At 71.0% G+C, this 15,159-nt stretch carries 18 protein-coding genes; 7 read left to right on the top strand and 11 right to left on the bottom strand.

The annotated features are described in order from the left end of the window. The first annotated feature begins 247 nt into the window (after nucleotides 1-247). Both ACTMVF_RS31640 and ACTMVF_RS31635 read left to right on the top strand, forming a co-directional pair. A complete protein-coding gene (locus ACTMVF_RS31640) occupies nucleotides 248-760 on the top strand; it encodes a DinB family protein (RefSeq protein ID WP_441274505.1) in 513 nt (170 codons plus the stop codon). A 112-nt stretch (nucleotides 761-872) separates the two neighbouring features. After that, nucleotides 873-1,394, top strand: a complete 522-nt coding sequence (locus ACTMVF_RS31635; protein WP_441274504.1) for a hypothetical protein — start codon at nucleotides 873-875, stop codon at nucleotides 1,392-1,394. A gap of 12 nt (nucleotides 1,395-1,406) precedes the next feature. Here the strand turns inward: ACTMVF_RS31635 and ACTMVF_RS31630 are convergent, their stop codons facing one another. From ACTMVF_RS31630 to ACTMVF_RS31600, 7 genes are all read right to left on the bottom strand, one after another. Then, entirely contained in the window at nucleotides 1,407-1,862 is a 456-nt protein-coding gene (locus tag ACTMVF_RS31630) for a hypothetical protein (RefSeq protein ID WP_441274503.1), read from the bottom strand. A gap of 124 nt (nucleotides 1,863-1,986) precedes the next feature. Continuing rightward, nucleotides 1,987-2,670, bottom strand: coding sequence for a uracil-DNA glycosylase (gene ung / locus ACTMVF_RS31625; RefSeq protein WP_441274502.1), 684 nt, complete (start codon nucleotides 2,668-2,670; stop codon nucleotides 1,987-1,989). 118 nt (nucleotides 2,671-2,788) lie between these two features. Next, nucleotides 2,789-4,372 carry an ABC transporter substrate-binding protein gene (locus ACTMVF_RS31620; protein WP_441274501.1) on the bottom strand — a complete coding sequence of 528 codons (1,584 nt, stop codon included), beginning with the start codon at nucleotides 4,370-4,372 and terminating at the stop codon, nucleotides 2,789-2,791. Nucleotides 4,373-4,578: 206 nt separating this feature from the next. Beyond that, nucleotides 4,579-5,340, bottom strand: a complete 762-nt coding sequence (locus ACTMVF_RS31615; RefSeq protein ID WP_441274500.1) for an SDR family oxidoreductase — start codon at nucleotides 5,338-5,340, stop codon at nucleotides 4,579-4,581. Between the two features lie 20 nt (nucleotides 5,341-5,360). Then, nucleotides 5,361-6,122 (bottom strand): 3-oxoacyl-ACP reductase FabG, encoded by a 762-nt coding sequence (gene fabG / locus ACTMVF_RS31610; protein WP_048586257.1) that lies wholly within the window; start codon nucleotides 6,120-6,122, stop codon nucleotides 5,361-5,363. Between the two features lie 126 nt (nucleotides 6,123-6,248). Further along, on the bottom strand, nucleotides 6,249-6,659 hold the full coding sequence (locus tag ACTMVF_RS31605) for a DUF3037 domain-containing protein (protein ID WP_441274499.1): 411 nt from the start codon (nucleotides 6,657-6,659) through the stop codon (nucleotides 6,249-6,251). After that, entirely contained in the window at nucleotides 6,656-7,411 is a 756-nt protein-coding gene (locus ACTMVF_RS31600) for a HipA family kinase (protein ID WP_441274498.1), read from the bottom strand. Before ACTMVF_RS31600 ends, ACTMVF_RS31605 begins: the two co-directional genes overlap by 4 nt. Nucleotides 7,412-7,630: 219 nt before the next feature. Between ACTMVF_RS31600 and ACTMVF_RS31595 the strand changes: the two genes are divergently transcribed. Beyond that, nucleotides 7,631-8,119, top strand: a complete 489-nt coding sequence (locus ACTMVF_RS31595; protein WP_441274497.1) for a Rieske 2Fe-2S domain-containing protein — start codon at nucleotides 7,631-7,633, stop codon at nucleotides 8,117-8,119. Here the strand turns inward: ACTMVF_RS31595 and ACTMVF_RS31590 are convergent. After that, nucleotides 8,106-8,756 carry a cysteine hydrolase gene (locus ACTMVF_RS31590; RefSeq protein ID WP_441274496.1) on the bottom strand — a complete coding sequence of 217 codons (651 nt, stop codon included), beginning with the start codon at nucleotides 8,754-8,756 and terminating at the stop codon, nucleotides 8,106-8,108. The two genes, ACTMVF_RS31595 and ACTMVF_RS31590, sit on opposite strands and share 14 nt — an antisense overlap. A gap of 160 nt (nucleotides 8,757-8,916) precedes the next feature. Here ACTMVF_RS31590 and ACTMVF_RS31585 point away from each other — a divergent pair, with 160 nt between their 5' ends. Then, on the top strand, nucleotides 8,917-9,387 hold the full coding sequence (locus tag ACTMVF_RS31585; protein ID WP_302002262.1) for a pyridoxamine 5'-phosphate oxidase family protein: 471 nt from the start codon (nucleotides 8,917-8,919) through the stop codon (nucleotides 9,385-9,387). A gap of 6 nt (nucleotides 9,388-9,393) precedes the next feature. Here ACTMVF_RS31585 and ACTMVF_RS31580 read toward each other — a convergent pair whose 3' ends face one another. Beyond that, the gene (locus ACTMVF_RS31580) at nucleotides 9,394-10,296 is read right to left on the bottom strand and encodes a LysR family transcriptional regulator (RefSeq protein ID WP_441274495.1); all 903 of its coding nucleotides are present in this window, start codon (nucleotides 10,294-10,296) and stop codon (nucleotides 9,394-9,396) included. Between the two features lie 74 nt (nucleotides 10,297-10,370). On the opposite strand from ACTMVF_RS31580, the gene ACTMVF_RS31575 reads away from it, so the two are divergent. Further along, nucleotides 10,371-11,306 (top strand): DMT family transporter, encoded by a 936-nt coding sequence (locus tag ACTMVF_RS31575; protein WP_441274494.1) that lies wholly within the window; start codon nucleotides 10,371-10,373, stop codon nucleotides 11,304-11,306. A 100-nt stretch (nucleotides 11,307-11,406) separates the two neighbouring features. Here ACTMVF_RS31575 and ACTMVF_RS31570 read toward each other — a convergent pair whose 3' ends face one another. Then, nucleotides 11,407-12,738 (bottom strand): aminotransferase class I/II-fold pyridoxal phosphate-dependent enzyme, encoded by a 1,332-nt coding sequence (locus tag ACTMVF_RS31570; RefSeq protein WP_441274493.1) that lies wholly within the window; start codon nucleotides 12,736-12,738, stop codon nucleotides 11,407-11,409. A 35-nt stretch (nucleotides 12,739-12,773) separates the two neighbouring features. Here ACTMVF_RS31570 and ACTMVF_RS31565 point away from each other — a divergent pair, with 35 nt between their 5' ends. After that, nucleotides 12,774-13,457: a pyridoxamine 5'-phosphate oxidase family protein gene (locus ACTMVF_RS31565; RefSeq protein WP_441274492.1), complete on the top strand. Its 684-nt coding sequence runs from the start codon at nucleotides 12,774-12,776 to the stop codon at nucleotides 13,455-13,457. Beyond that, nucleotides 13,457-14,089, top strand: a complete 633-nt coding sequence (locus ACTMVF_RS31560) for an FMN-binding negative transcriptional regulator (protein ID WP_441274491.1) — start codon at nucleotides 13,457-13,459, stop codon at nucleotides 14,087-14,089. The genes ACTMVF_RS31565 and ACTMVF_RS31560 overlap by 1 nt, the downstream gene beginning before the upstream one ends. 36 nt (nucleotides 14,090-14,125) lie before the next feature. Here ACTMVF_RS31560 and ACTMVF_RS31555 read toward each other — a convergent pair whose 3' ends face one another. Then, nucleotides 14,126-15,070, bottom strand: coding sequence for a DMT family transporter (locus ACTMVF_RS31555; protein WP_441274490.1), 945 nt, complete (start codon nucleotides 15,068-15,070; stop codon nucleotides 14,126-14,128). Between the last annotated feature and the right edge of the window lie 89 nt (nucleotides 15,071-15,159).

Raw genomic sequence — 15,159 nt, 5'->3', positions numbered from 1 at the left:
TCGCCCACCAGGGCGACGCTTGAGCGCGGGCCCTGGCGACCGCGCTGAGTCGACGGACCCGGCACGTGCCGTCCCGGCGCGGAGGCGCGGGCAGGGCCGCGCGGGCTGCCGGTCGGCTGCCCGGCCGACGACACCGGGCACTCGGGCACTCGGGCACTCGGACACTCGGACACTCGGGCAACTCCTGGCACCCGCCGCGGGCGTAAAACTCCTGGTGGCCTCACGGGAGTTGAGCGAGGATTCGGGAATGACCACAGAACGCAATGAGCCCTCCACCACCGCCGACGAACGCACCATGCTGGAGGGCTGGCTGGACTACCACCGGCAGACCCTCGCCTGGAAGTGCGAAGGCCTGACCGAAACCCAGCTCAAAACCGCCTCCGTGGAGCCGTCCGAGCTGACCCTGCTGGGGCTGGTGCGGCACATGGCTTTGGTGGAGCGGTACTGGTTCCACGAGATCCTCCTGGGCGAGGACCTCGGGGTGCTCTACTCGACCGAGGAGGACCCGGACGGCGACTTCCACTTCACCGAGGCCGACACCTGGGAAGAGGCGCACGCCACCTGGCAGGCCGAGATCGAGAACGCCCGGCGCAACGCGGCCGGCGTCGGTCTCGACAGCATCTCCAAGGGGCGGAGCCGACGCACCGGCGAGGAGTTCAACCTGCGCTGGATCATCACCCACATGATCGAGGAGTACGCCCGCCACAACGGCCACGCCGACCTGATCCGCGAGCGCCTCGACGGCGCCACCGGCGACTGACGTCAGCCGCGCGGGGCCCACGCCGCCCGTACGGGGACAGAGATCACCCGTGCGGAGCAACCTCTGCTTGTCCGCTGTCCCAACGGCCGCCGGACCCAGCAGAGTTGCGCGGGTGCATCGAACGACGACCACCGCAACACTCCTGGTCACCGTGGCCGTCTCGGCCCTCGCGGGCTGCGTGACGGTCCCCCGCTCACCGTCGCCCGGCCCGCCGACGGCACCGGCCCAGCCGCCGGCGACCCACCCGGGCGAGGAGGCGGACCCACGGATCGTGCAGGCACCGGCTCGCGAGGCTCTGGCGCACACCGGACCGTCCCCCAGCCCGGCCCCCACCACGCCCGCCGCACGGGCCGCGTCCCCCACCGCCCCGCCGGCGGCGCACACACCAGGAGCCCCGCGCTCGCACGCCCATCCCCGTCCGCATCCCCACCCCCGTCCCCAGCACCGGGAACCCCACCGCCCCGCTGTCGACACCCCGAAACGGCCGCACCCCGAGATCCCCGACATGTCCGAGTCGGTCCGCAACGAGGTCCCGAGAGGGAACGCGGACCTCTGCACGCTGGGCAGGAAGTACGGCGGCTGGCGGGCGGACAGCCCCGAGTCGAGGATCTGCGAGCAGACGTACGGCCACTGAGCTCCGCGGCCGCTACGGCCCCTCCCCCAGCCACACCTCCAGTCGCCGCAGCTCCGCCCGCACCCCGTCGCCGTAGCTGTCGTCCCGCAACGCCCCCACGGCTCCCCGCGCCCGGCGAAGATGCACCCGGGCGGCCTCGGCGCGGTCGAGCTTCACATAGTCGGCGGCCAGATTCAGATGCAGCGAGGGGTACAGGGCCCGTACGGCGAGCGCACCGCCGGCGCCCTCGGCCTCGGTCAACGCCCGCAGATCCCAGGCAAGTTCGTCCGAGGGGTCGTCCTGTGTGTCCGCCAGGTAGTGCGCCAGCGTGCAGCGGTGCAGTGGGTCGCCGTCCTCGCCGAGCTCGGTCCACAGGTCCAGCAACCGGCGCCGGGCCTCCTCGCGGTCCCCGGCGTGATGCAGAATGACGACCTGCCCGATCCGCGTCAGCACCGTGTCCGGCGCCGCCTGCTCCTGTTGCTCCGCCACCGCGTCCTCCGGGCCCTCGTCGGCTGGTCCCTCCCGACGCTAACGGCCCGCAACGGCAATCCCGGTCAGGCGGCTCCGTACGGCACCGGGCCGGTCCGGCGAAGGACCGGCCCGGTGGAACGGATCAGCCCAGGTCGGGGATCCGCCAGTCGATCGGCTCGTGCCCCTGCCGGGCCACCGCCTCGTTGATCTGCGTGAACGGGCGGGACCCGAAGAACTTCTTCGCCGACAGCGGCGAGGGGTGCGCCCCCTTGACCACGACATGCCGCGTCTCGTCGATGAGCGGGAGCTTCTTCTGCGCGTAGTTCCCCCACAGCACGAACACCGCCGGGTCGGGCCGGTGGGCCACGGCGCGGATCACCGCGTCGGTGAACTTCTCCCAGCCCTTGCCCTTGTGCGAGTTGGCCTCACCGCCGCGGACGGTGAGCACGGCGTTGAGCAGCAGGACGCCCTGCTGGGCCCAGGGCATCAGATAGCCGTTGTCGGGGACGGGGAGGCCGAGCTCCTCCTTCATCTCCTTGTAGATGTTGCGCAGCGACGGCGGCGTCTTCACTCCGGGACGGACCGAGAAGCACAGGCCGTGTCCCTGGCCCTCGCCGTGATACGGGTCCTGGCCGAGGATCAGGACCTTCACCTGCTCGTACGGCGTCGCGTCCAGCGCGGCGAAGACCTCCTCGCGCGGCGGGTAGACGGGACCCTTCGCCCGCTCCTCCTCGACGAACTCCGTCAGCTCCTTGAAATAGGGCTGCTGCAGCTCGTCACCCAGAACCCCGCGCCAGGACTCGGGCAGCATGGCGATGTCGGTCACGTCAACTTCCTTACGATGTGCGGCGAACGGTGGGAGGTGACCGCCGCGCGGTCACTTCCAGGCCTCCGAACCTACAGGCGGGCACTGACAATCGCCCCGCCCACCGCACATCCCGCCGCTACCAGCTGGTCTTGCGGTACAGCTCCCCCACCATCATGATCGTCGACGGGTCCAGCGCCCGCTCCGCGCCCGAGATCTCCGCGCTCGCGGCCACGTACTGCCGGCCCTGCCACAGCGGCAGCAGTCGCGCGTCCTCGACGAGGATCCGCTGGGCCTCCTCGAAGTCCTTGACCACGTTGGCACGGTCGCTCTGGGAGCGGGAGTTGGGCAGCAGCGTCTCGGTGATCTTGGGCGTCACATACGGCGTACCGAGCGCGTTCTGCTTGCCGACGAACGGCGCGATGAAGTTGTCCGCGTCCGGGAAGTCGGGGAACCAGCCGCGTCCGAACACGGGGTACTCGCCGTTCTGGTAGCCCGTGACGTACGTCTTCCAGGGGCGGCTCTTGAGGGTGACCTCGAAGAGACCGGACGCCTCGAGCTGGCTCTTCAGCTCCTGGAACTCCGCCTTGGTGGCGGAGCCGTAGCGGTCGCTGGTGTACCAGAGCTCAAGCGGGACGGGCGTCGTGATGCCGGCGTCGGTGAGGATCTTGGCGGCCTTGGCCTTGCTGGGCTCGCCGTAGTCGTCGAAGAAGCCCGTGGTGTGTCCGGTCAGGCCCTTGGGGACCATGGAGTACAGCGGCTCGACGGTGTCCTTGTAGACCTTGTGGGCGATCGCGGGGCGGTCGACGACCTGGGCGATGGCCTTGCGGACGGCGGACTTGCCCGCCATGGGGTCCTTGGGGTTGAAGACCAGGTAGTTGATCTCGGTGCCGGAGCCCTCGATCAGCTGGAGCTCGTCATCGTCGTCGGCCTGGATGTCGACGATGTCGTCGGCGGCGAGGCCACGGAAGGCGACGTCGAGCTCCTTGTCGCGCAGCGCGGCGACCATGGTGGGCGAGTCCTGGAAGTAACGGATGGTCACCGCATCGTTCTTGCGCTCCGCGTATCCCTGGTAGCCGTCGTACTTGACGAGCTCGGCCTGCTGGCCCTCGTCGTAGGACTCAAGGGTGTACGGCCCGGAACCGACGACGGTGGCGTCGTCCTCGCGCAGCTTGTCGGCCGGGTAGTCGTCGGGGTCGACGATCGACATGGCGGGTGTGGCGAGCACGAACGGGAAGGTCGCGTCGGCCTTGTTGAGGTGGAAGACGACCTCGCGGTCGTTGAGCACCTGGACCCGGTTGAGGCTGCCCAGCAGACCGGCCGGGCCGCCGTTGACGTTGATCTTCCGGATGCGGTCGATGGAGTACTTGACCGCCTGCGCGTCGAGGGCGTGTCCGTCGGAGAACTTCAGGCCCTCGCGCAGCTCGCACTTGTACTTCGTATTCGAGCTGTCGGTGAACTGGCAGCTCTCGGCGGCGTCGGGCTCGGGCGCGCTCGCGCCGGAGGGGTAGCTCAGCAGCGTCTGGTAAATGTTCCGGAACAGTTCCCAGGAGCTGTCCCAGGACGCGGCGGGATCAAGGGTGCTGGGGGCGGCGGTCGTCCCCACGACGATCGCGCCCTCCTCCTCCGTCGAATCGGACGAGAGGACGCCGCACCCTGCCACCAGGGACGATATGGACGCGATGGCCGCCACCTGCCGCAGGCGTCGGATCCGGTTGAACACGCGCACGCTCCTCGATCTGCCATGCCAAGGGTCGGCAAAACATACCGCAGTGTTCCGGCCGGTGGACCTCCGGTCTCAGGAGCGCTTGCTCACCTCTGCGGTGACTACGTTGTCAAGGGCTGTTGATCCCCCGATACGCCGACACGGGCGCCGCTGGTGTCCAGCAGCGCCCGTGTCGCCGAGTCCCGTGTCCTGAGTCCCCTGCGTCAGCCGACGCCGGCGTTGAGGAAGATGCCGCCGTCGACGACGAGCGTCTGCCCGGTGACCCAGTCGGACTGGTCCGAGGTGAGGAACGCGGCGGCGCCGCCGATGTCGGACGGCACGCCGAGCCGGCCCAGCGGGTAGGACGCGGCGGCCTCCGCCTCCCGGCCCTCGTACAGGGCCTGGGCGAACTTGGTCTTCACCACGGCCGGGGCGATCGCGTTGACCCGCACCTTGGGCGCGAACTCGTGCGCGAGCTGCTGGGTGAGGTTGATCAGCGCGGCCTTGCTGACGCCGTAGGCGGCGATGAACGGCGAGGGCGCGATGCCCGCGACGGAGGCGATGTTGACGATCGCGCCGCCGTTGTCCTTCTGCCAGGCGTGCCAGGTCTTCTGCGCGAAGCCGAGCGCCGAGATCACGTTGGTCTCGAAGACCTTGCGGGCCACGTTCAGGTCGAGGTCGGCGATGGGGCCGAACACCGGGTTCGTACCGGCGTTGTTGACCAGGTAGTCGACCCGGCCGAAGGCCTCCATGGCGCGCTCGACGGCGGCGGCCTGGTGGGCCTCGTCATGGGCCTTGCCTGCCACGTAGACGGCGCGGTCGGCGCCGAGTTGCTCGACGGCCTCCTTGAGGGCGTCCTCGCCCCGGCCGGTGATGACGACGCGGTCGCCGCGGGCGACGAGCGCCTCGGCCACGCCGTAACCGATGCCGCGGCTGGCGCCCGTGACGAGGGCGACCTTGCCGGAGAGTTCAGGCAGTCCAGTCATGTCCGTGTGTCCCCAGTTCCCTAGTCGAGCGGTCCGCCGGCGACGTACAGCACCTGGCCGGAGACGAAGCCGGCCGCCTCACCGGTGAAGAAGGCGATGGCGTTGGCGATGTCCTCCGGCTCACCGACCCGCGCCACCGGGATCTGGGTGGCGGCGGCGGCCTTGAAGTCCTCGAAGCCCATGCCGACGCGGTCGGCGGTGGCCTTGGTCATCTCGGTGGCGATGAAGCCGGGGGCGACGGCGTTGGCGGTGACGCCGAACTTGCCGAGCTCCTTGGCGAGGGTCTTGGTGAAGCCCTGGAGACCGGCCTTGGCGGCGGAGTAGTTGACCTGGCCGCGGTTGCCGAGCGCGGAGGACGAGGAGAGGTTGACGATCCGGCCGAAGCCCGCGTCCACCATGTGCTTCTGACAGGCCTTGGACATCAGGAAGGCGCCGCGCAGGTGCACGTTCATGACGGTGTCCCAGTCGGCGACGCTCATCTTGAACAGCAGGTTGTCACGGAGCACACCCGCGTTGTTGACCAGGATCGTCGGGGCACCGAGCTCCTCGGCGATCCGCGCGACGGCCGCCTCGACCTGCGCCTCGTCGGAGACGTCGCAGCCGACCGCGATGGCCTTGCCGCCGGCCGCGGTGATCTTCTCCACGGTGTCCTTGCAGGCGGCCTCGTCGAGGTCGATCACGGCGACCGCGCGGCCCTCGGCGGCCAGGCGTACGGCGGTGGCGGCGCCGATGCCGCGCGCTCCGCCGGTGACTACGGCGACCCGCTGCTCAGTGGTGGACATGGATGACTCTCCTCGGGTGAGCGACCGCTTAGTACCTTCGATGGACGTGACGCTAGAAGTCCTGGCACGCGGTGTCAACGGCCACCGCACGCATGTGATCCATTACCTGATCCGTAACCCGATCCGTCACTTCACCAACAGATCGAGCAGCCGCTCCGCCTCGACCGCCGGATCCGACGTGAGCCCGGTGTGCACGGGCCCCGGCTGGACGACCGTGGAGCGGGGCGCGATCAGCCAGCGAAAGCGCCGGCCGGCGTCGTCGGCCCCGGCCTGCCCGGCCGCGTCGCCGCCCGCGCAGACGCCCTCGACGGCACGGAGTGCGGCCCGCACCCCGGCGAGGTCGGCATCGGGGTCCAGCGCCCGAAGCCTGGTCTCGTCCAGGTGGGTCCGGGCGGCGACGAAGGACCGGGCGCGGCAGTACACGAGCACGCCCGCGTTGAGGCACTCCCCGCGCTCGATGCGCGGGACGACCCTCAGCAGCGCGTACTCGAAGACGTCCTGCGTGCGGGAACGGGTCCCCAGGGTGCGCTCGCTCACTTGATCCCCTCGATGCGTTCATGGATGACGGCGGCCCGTGCGACCAGTGGCTGCGCGTACGCCCTCCGGAGTGCGTCCGCCGACTCGAACCCCGGCTCGTCCGCCAGCCACACGCCGGGGATCTCGGCGGTCACCTCGGCGAGCAACTCCTCGGTGACCAGCGGCGCCAACTCGGCCGCGGCTGCCCGCACATCCGGCGCGAAGGAGGCGAGGGCGTGGTCGGAGGCGTCGTACGGGCGAGCCGCCGAAGCCTGTGCCCCGGGCCAGTTGTGCTGCCAGATCATGGTCGCGCCGTGGTCGATGAGCCACAACTCGCCCTGCCACATCAGCAGGTTGGGGTTGCGCCAGGAGCGGTCGACGTTGTTCACCAGGGCGTCGAACCAGACGATCCGGCCGGCGTCCTCGGGGCTCACCTCGAACGCGAGGGGGTCGAAGCCGAGCGCTCCGGAGAGGAAGTCCATGCCGAGGTTGGTGCCGCCGCTGGACTTGAGCAGCCCCTGCACCTCCTGGTCCGGTTCGCCGAGCCCCAGTACCGGATCGAGCTCCACGGTCACCAGGCGGGGCACCCGGAAGCCCAGTCTGCGGGCGAGTTCACCGCAGACGACCTCGGCGACCAGCGTCTTACGGCCCTGTCCGGCGCCGGTGAACTTGATGACGTACGTCCCGAAGTCGTCGGCCTCGACGAGCCCCGGCAGCGAGCCGCCCTCACGCAGGGGCGTGATGAAGCGGGTCGCGATGACTTCCTTGAGCATCGCCCCAGGTTACTGGCGCGGAGGCGGGCACGGGACGGCCCGGGCGGGCGGCGGCGGGTTTGCGCCGACAGCACATCGACAGCACCGGACAGTGAACCGACAGCTCCGCTTTACCCACCTCTTCACCGGGGCGGGCCAGGATTTCGACTGCATCTGAACAGCCGGTCCCGAAGGACCGTACCTCTCGCCAGATCAAGAATCCGTGGAAGGAACGTCAGCATGACCAGCGAATCAGTTCAGCCGGTGTCGGGCCCGAGTCGCCGTACCGTCGTGGCGGCGGTCGGCTCGGCGGGGCTCGCCGTTGCGCTGACCGCGTGCGGGTCGGACGACGACGCGTCCGGCTCGTCCACCGAACAGGGCGCCACCAGTGGCGGTGCGAGCACCGAAGCGGGTGGCTCGTCCCCCGAAGCCGGTGCCGGCGGTGCGGCGCTCGCGAAGACCAGCGACATCCCGGAGGGCGGCGGCAAGGTCTTCAGCGACGAGAAGGTGGTGGTCTCGCAGCCGACGGCGGGCGATTACAAGGCCTTCTCGACGATCTGCACCCATCAGAAGTGTCCGATGACGGACCTGCAGGGCGACACGATCACCTGCGCCTGCCACAAGAGCCAGTTCTCCGTCCTCGACGGCAGCGTGAAGAAGGGGCCCGCCACCGAGCCGCTGGAGGCCAAGCAGATCAGCGTGGCGGGCGACTCGATCACCCTCGCCTGACCTGACGCGGACGCTTGAAGCCGTCCAGTACCTCGTCCGTGGTCGCGACCGTGGCGACCAATGCGAGGGTGTGGCGGATCATCGCGGGGGTGTAGTCGGAGGGCACCCCCGCGATGGCGTCCCGGGGCACGACCACGACGTAACCCCGGTTCACGGCGTCGAAGACGGCGTTGGGGATCGCCACGTTGGCCGAGACGCCGGTGACGATCAGCGTGCGGCAGCCGAGGTTGCGCAGCAGGGCGTCGACATCGGTGCCCTGGATCGGGGACAGGCCGTGCAGCCGTCGTACGACGAGGTCCTCCTCGGCGACCTCGATCGGCGCCGCCACGCGGACCGCCGACGAACCGGACAGCTGCTGGACGGGGAGCCGTGCGGCGGCCCGGAACAGGCGGGCGTTGCGGTTGGCGCCCCGGCCGTCGGGGCGGCGTTCGGCGACCGCGTGGACCACCTGGACGCCGCCGGCGTGGGCGGCCGCGACCAGCCGGGCGACGTTGGCGAGGGCGCCCGAGGAGCGGGCCTGCTCGGCGAGTTCGGGCAGCGCGCTGTCCGGTCCGACGACGCCCTGCTGGCACTCGACGGTGAGCAGGACGGTGCTCGCGGGGTCGAGGAGGTCGCTGAGTTCGGCGTACGACGGCATGGGTCCCCCTGTGACCGACGGCGGCGTGGGCCGGCGAGCGTAGCCACCTTCGGGTGAGGACGGAACCACCATTGCGTGTGGACGGAAGACGACCCATCCTTTTCTGACGTGATGTCAGAGGATCTCTCCTCTGACACGACGTGAGAGAAGAGGGGGCCGCATGACCGTCACTGAGCAGCGCCGGGGCCGGAAGATCATGATGACGCCCGGTGAGTTGGACGAGTTCCTCACCAGCCAGCGCACCTGCCGGGTCGCCACGGTGTCCGCCGACGGCTTCCCGCATGTCAGCGCCCTGTGGTTCGCCTGGGACGGCACCTCGCTGTGGCTGTACTCGGTCGTCCGCAGCAAGCGGTGGGCCGAGATGCGGCGCGATCCGCGGGTCGCCGTCGTGATCGACACGGGCGAGGAGTACGAGCAGCTGCGCGGCGTCGAGCTGTCCGGGACCGTCGAGTTCGTGGGCGAGAGCCCTCGCGTCGGCGAACTGCGCGCCGAACTCGACGTCCCCGAGACGCTGTTCGCGCGCAAGAACTTCGGCCTCGACGAGATGCCGCACGACGGCCGGCACGCGTGGGTGCGGCTGACGCCCGAGAAGATCGTGTCCTGGGACTTCCGGAAGCTGGGCGCGCTGTAGCCGGCGTCAGGAGACGTTCGCCCCCGCCTCCTGCAGCGCCCGCACCGCCGCCCGGATCGACGGTCGGCGGTCGGCGTCGGCTCGCCAGACGACGTGCACATGGCGCCGCACCCGCTGCTTCAGCGGCACGGTCACGACCCCCGCGGGCATCGGGTGCCGCCCCAGCAGCGGCGCGATGCACACGCCGAGTCCGGCTGCGACCAGCGCCAGCTGGGTGTGTGTCTCGGGGGCACGGTGGCCGAGAAGGGGCTCGATGCCCTTGGAGCGCAGCGTGAACATCAGCCACTCGTGGCAGAACTCTCCCTCGCCCCAGGTGATCCACTCGTCCTCGGCGAACTCGGCGAGGTCCACCTCGTCCCGGTCGGCGAACCGGTGCCCCGCGGGCATCGCCACGTCGGCCGGATCGTCCAGGATGTGCGCCTTGACCAGGCCCTCGGGCAGTGCCATCGGCTTGTTGTACCAGTCGAGCACGACGGCCAGGTCGAGGTCGCCGCGGATCACCCCGGCGATGCCGCTCTCCGGCTCCAGCTCGCAACTGCGCACGCGCAGCGCGGGATGCGCCGTGCGCAGGGCGGACAGCGCGGCCGGGAACAGCCCTCGGGCGCCCGTCGGGAACGCGGCCAGCCGCAGCTCGCCGACGACCTTCCCGCGCTGCGCCTCCAGGTCGGACTGGGCCAGCTCGACCTGCGACAGGATGCGCGCCGCGTGCTCGGCCAGCAGCCGGCCCGCGTCGGTGAGCCGTACGCCCCGGCCGTTCTTGGCGAGGAGTTGCTGGCCGACCTCCCGCTCCAGCTTCGACATCTGCTGCGACACGGCCGACGTCGTGATGTGCAGCCCCTCGGCCGCGCCGCTGACCGAGCCGTGGCGGGCGAGGGCGTCGAGGGTGCGCAGGCGCTCCAGATTCAACATATAAGCAATACTACGAGGTATCACGTGCGAAATCTCGATTGTGCTACGAGATTGGCTGCACCATCGTTGCTGCCATGACCACCGCCACCGCGTCCCGCAACCCGGCCGAAGCCGCCGCCCGCCCGCTCCCCCGCGCCCGCCTCGACTGGCGTCTGCGCTTCGCCGCCCTCTCCTTGATCTGGGGCTTCAGCTTCCTGCTCATCAAGGTGGGCACCGACGGCTACGCCCCCTTCCAAGTCACCTTCGGGCGGCTGGTGTTCGGTACGGCCGTACTGGCGGCCGCGATGGCGGTGAAGCGGGAGCGGCTGCCGCGCGGGGCCCGCACGTGGGGGCATCTCACGGTCGCCGCGTTTCTGCTCAACGCGCTGCCGTTCTCGTTGTTCGCGTACGCAGAGCTGACGATCCCGTCCACGCTCGCGGGCATCTGCAACGCGACCTCGCCGCTGTGGGGCATGGCCCTGTCCCTGGTCGCCCTCTCCGAGGACCGGCCGACGCGGGTCAGGGTCGCGGGTCTCGGCATCGGCTTCCTCGGCGTGCTGACGGTGCTCGGGGCGTGGCAGGGCTTTCATGGGCTGGATGCCACGGGGACGGCGATGGCACTGCTGGCCTCGTTGAGCTACCCGATCGGCTGGATATACGTCCGGCGTACGCTGGCCGGGTCCCGTGAGTCGCATCTGTCGCTGACCGGGGCACAGTTGTTGCTGGCCACGGTGCAACTGGCCGTTGTGACACCGGTGTTCACGTCCGTGCCGAGCAGCTTGCCGGTGCTGCCCCTGCTCGCGATCGTGGCGTTGGGCGCGCTCGGTACGGGGCTCGCGGTTCTGCTGCAGTACGGGCTGGTCGCCGAGGTGGGGCCGACCACGGCTCAGATGGTCACGTACTTCGTTCCGGTCATCGCGACGGCTGCGGGGGTGGCTGTTCTTGGGGAGTCTCTGAGCTGGTCGACGCCGGTGGGTGCGGTGGTCGTTCTTGTGGGGGCGGCGCTCACTCAGGTGCAGCGGGGCGCCTAGTGGGGTGGGGGCGGGGAGTGTTGGCGGCTGCGGGCCGATTGTGGCTGGTCGCGCAGTTCCCCGCGCCCCCAAGAAGCAGGTTGGCTGCACCCGCCCCTGTCTAGACGTAACCCCTCGGCGGTGCTGAGCCAACCGCCTTCGCCACCGCGTCTGCCAGCGGGGCGATCTCGTCGGCACCGAGCGTCGCGATGGTGATGCGGATCCCAGGCGGCGCACTCATGCGGAAGCGGGCGCCTGGTGCTACGGCCCAGCCGGCGTGCAGCAGCCGGGCCACGGCGCCCGTCTCGTCGGGCACCGGGATCCACACGTTCAGCCCGCTGCGGCCGTGGGCCGTGATGCCTCGCTCCGCCAGCGCGGCAATCAGCGCGTCCCGGCGGGTGGCGTACGCCGCTGACACCGCCTTCGGGTCGACGGCGCCGTCGGCCCACAGTCGCGCCAGGGCCCGCTGACCGATGCGGCTGACCCAGCCGGGGCCGAGGCGCTGGCGGCCTCGGACCCGGTCGACGGTGACGGCGTCGCCGGTGAACACGGCGAGCCGCAGGTCGGGGCCGTACGCCTTGGCGGCCGAGCGGACGAACGCCCAGTGACGGGTGACGCCGGCCAGGGCGTGCAGGGGCAGGTCGACGATGCCGTGTCCGTGGTCGTCCTCGATGAGCAGGACGTCCGGGTGGTCCTTCAGCAGGGATCGCAGGGCACGCGCGCGTGCGGCGCTCAGGACCGCGCCCGTCGGATTCTGCGCCCGATCGGTGACGATCAAGGCGCGCGCCCCGGCTTCCAGGGCCCGGCGCACGTCGTCCGGGAGCGGGCCCTCGTCGTCCACGCCGACAGGAGCCGTCCGCAGCCCGACGGCCGGGACGAGGTCGAGCAGGCTGCCCCATCCGGGATCCTCGACGGCGACGGCGTCGCCGGGCTTGAGATGGGCGGCGAGGACCCGTTCGATCATGTCGAGCGAGCCGGAGGTGACGACGATCGGCCCGTCCGGGACGCCGTCGACGTCGAGCGCGGCCCGCGCGATGCGCGCGAACTCCGGCTCCACGGCCTCGTCCCCATACATGACGGGCGCGCGGTCGTTCTGTTCGGCGGCCGCCGCGAACGCCTTGGCCAACGGCGGCAGCAGCAGCGGGTCCGGGTTGCCGGTCGCCACGTCCCGTACGCCCTCCGGTACGTCCACCCGGATGGACTCGCGCCCGGTCGTGGCCGGCCTGGGCCGCACCCGACTGCCCCGTCGCCCCGCCGTCTCGATCACCCCGCGCTCACGCAGGATGCGATACGCGGCCGCGACGGTATTGGGATTCACGCCCAGTTCGACCGCCAACTCCCTCATGGGTGGCAGCAGTTGACCCGGTTCCAGTTCCCCGGACCCGACCGCGCGCTCGACGCTCGCCGCGATCTCGGCTGCACGTCGCCCTTCGATCCGATATCCTCCTAGCACAAACCACATTATGCACTAGTGCAATGGAGAGCGCAATGCAGGGGACCCCGCAGCCGACGTCGCCGCCCGCCGCCTACTCGCCGACCGACCGCACCGTCCCCACGCGCTCCCCGGACAGGGCGTCGTACGACAAGGAACTGGTGCACGCGATACTCGACGAGGCCTACGTCTGCCATCTCGGCTTCGTGCGCGACGGCACGCCGGTCGTGCTGCCCACGCTGTTCGGCCGGGTCGGCGAGACGCTCTACGTGCACGGCTCGACGGGCTCGCGCCCGCTGCGGATGACCGGCCGGGCCGACCCGGGGCTGCCGGTGTGTCTGACGGTCACGCATGTCGACGCGCTCATCCTGGCACGCTCGGCGTTCCACCACTCCATCAACTACCGGTCCGTGGTGGTGCACGGCCTCGCGTACGACGTGACAGACCCCGAGGAGAAGCGGGTCGCGCTCGACGCCCTGGTCGACCACGTGGTGCCGGGCCGGTCGGCCGACTCCCGCCCCGCCAACAAGAAGGAGCTGGCCGCCACCGCCGTGATCCGCCTCGACCTGAACGAGGTCTCCGCCAAGCTCCGCACGGGCGGCGTCAACGACGAGCCCGAGGACCTCGCCCTCCCCCACTGGGCGGGCGTCGTCCCCCTGCGCAAGGGCTATGACACGCCCGTCGGGGACCCCGGCCTGGCCCCGGGCACCGAGCTCCCCGACTACCTCGGAGCCCTGTGATGCTGATCCACCCCTGGGACGCGCCCCGCGACGACGGGGAGTGGCAGGCGTGGCTGGGCGACCACGACTTCGGGCAGCTCGTCGTCAACGGGCGGGACGGCGAGCCGCCGCATGTCCAGCCGCTGCACTTCGCGTACGACGCCGAGCGCGGTGAGGCCGTGACGCACCTGGCCCGCCCCAACCCGTTGTGGCCCGCGCTGCTGGCCAACCCCGAGGTGGTGCTGAGCGTGGTCGACGACCATGTGTACGTGCCCGGCCCTTGGCAGGCCGACCCGGACGGCCCGCCCGAACACGGCACGCCCACGAGCTTCTACGCGGCCGTCCAACTCCGTTGCCGGGCCCGTCCGGTGGACGACCCGGCGGAGAAGGCCGCCCTCCTCAACCGTCAGGTCGGCCATTTCCAGCCGGAGGGCGGCTCCGCGCGGGTGGCGGTGCGCGAGGTGCCGTATGGGCGGATGTTGTCGGGGATTCGGGGACTTCGGCTCGAAGTGACCGGTGTGCGGGCGAAGTTCAAGTACGCCGGGAAGCGGTCCGCACCGGTGCGGGACCGGATCGCGGCCGAGCTGGCGAGGCGCGGTGGTCCGGGGGACACGGCGGCCCGCGAGCACCTGCTCAGACGGGGAGGAGCCTGAGCGTGGGGCCCTGCGAAGAGACAGGGCCCCACGGGCTCAGACGAGCACCGATTCCTCCTGCCTGCCTGCGCCCCGTGCCTCCGCGACCGCCAGCCACACGACCGACCCCAGCATGAGCAGGGTGCCGACGATCGTGGCCGCGGTGAGGTGCTCACCGAGCAGGACGACGGCGAGCACCGCCGCGCTCACCGGCTCCAGCAGCATGATCACGGAGACGGTGGCGGACCGTACGACGGCCGCGCCCGCGAAGTAGAGGGCGTAGGCGAGGGCCGTGGGGATCGCCGCGATGTAGGCCAGCAACAGCAACACCCGGGCGGGTTCGGCGATGTGCGGCAGCAGTCCCTCGCCCAGGGCGAGCGGCAGCAGGCACAAGGCGGCCGCACCGAACGTCCCCACGGCCGTGGCCGAGGCGTCGGCCCCGCCGCCGCGACCCCAACGCCGCGTGAGCAGCGTCACCGCGCACTGTCCGCCTGCGGACATCACGGCGAACAGCACCCCCAGCGGCCGTACCGTCGCGCCCGAATTCCCCAGCACGACCTCCCCCAGTCCGAGCAGGGCGCCGGCCACGGCGACGACGCCCCCGAGTCCGAGCCGCTCCCCCATGGTCAACCGCGCGCCGAGCGCGATCAGGACGGGACCGGTGCCCAGGGTGACGACCGTGGCCACGGCGAGCCCGGTGGTCGAGACGGCGGCGAAGTAGGCGCCCTGGAACACGGCGAGCCCCAGGCCGGTCGCCGCGCTGCGCAGCACCCTGCGCCCGAGTGGTTCGGATGCGACGCGCCGGATGCGGGGGCGCAGGAGATGGACGCCGAGCAGCAGGACGAACCCTGCCGCACAGCGCCAGAAGGACAGGGCGACGGGCCCCATGTCACTGGACCGGTAGACCAGCGAGGCCGCGGCGCCGGCCGTCCCCCAGACGGCACCGGCGACGATCAGATAGACAAGGCCTCGCCCAACGGGCAGGCCGGAAGCATTCGACACGACTTCTCTCCGCAGACGCGCGGCGGCGCCCCGGAGAGCGGCGGCCGCGCGGAAGTTCGGGAACGGACCTCGCGCGGGGCGCGTCAGGT

This window comes from Streptomyces sp. SD31, from assembly GCF_052068475.1.
In the GTDB taxonomy this organism is placed as follows: Bacteria; Actinomycetota; Actinomycetes; order Streptomycetales; family Streptomycetaceae; genus Streptomyces.
The sequence above is the reverse complement of the archived record's forward strand: the minus strand, read 5'-3'. Positions and strand labels throughout refer to the sequence as shown.

Excerpts from the sequence above, each read along its gene's own strand:
- fabG (WP_048586257.1), bottom strand. The coding sequence starts at position 6,122 with ATGTCCACCACTGAGCAGCGGGTCGCCGTAGTCACCGGCGGAGCGCGC.
- ACTMVF_RS31615 (WP_441274500.1), bottom strand. The coding sequence starts at position 5,340 with ATGACTGGACTGCCTGAACTCTCCGGCAAGGTCGCCCTCGTCACGGGC.
- ACTMVF_RS31640 (WP_441274505.1), top strand. The coding sequence starts at position 248 with ATGACCACAGAACGCAATGAGCCCTCCACCACCGCCGACGAACGCACC.
- ACTMVF_RS31575 (WP_441274494.1), top strand. The coding sequence starts at position 10,371 with ATGACCACCGCCACCGCGTCCCGCAACCCGGCCGAAGCCGCCGCCCGC.
- ACTMVF_RS31585 (WP_302002262.1), top strand. The coding sequence starts at position 8,917 with ATGACCGTCACTGAGCAGCGCCGGGGCCGGAAGATCATGATGACGCCC.
- ACTMVF_RS31580 (WP_441274495.1), bottom strand. The coding sequence starts at position 10,296 with ATGTTGAATCTGGAGCGCCTGCGCACCCTCGACGCCCTCGCCCGCCAC.
- ACTMVF_RS31590 (WP_441274496.1), bottom strand. The coding sequence starts at position 8,756 with ATGCCGTCGTACGCCGAACTCAGCGACCTCCTCGACCCCGCGAGCACC.
- ACTMVF_RS31560 (WP_441274491.1), top strand. The coding sequence starts at position 13,457 with ATGCTGATCCACCCCTGGGACGCGCCCCGCGACGACGGGGAGTGGCAG.
- ACTMVF_RS31565 (WP_441274492.1), top strand. The coding sequence starts at position 12,774 with ATGCAGGGGACCCCGCAGCCGACGTCGCCGCCCGCCGCCTACTCGCCG.
- ACTMVF_RS31600 (WP_441274498.1), bottom strand. The coding sequence starts at position 7,411 with ATGCTCAAGGAAGTCATCGCGACCCGCTTCATCACGCCCCTGCGTGAG.
- ACTMVF_RS31595 (WP_441274497.1), top strand. The coding sequence starts at position 7,631 with ATGACCAGCGAATCAGTTCAGCCGGTGTCGGGCCCGAGTCGCCGTACC.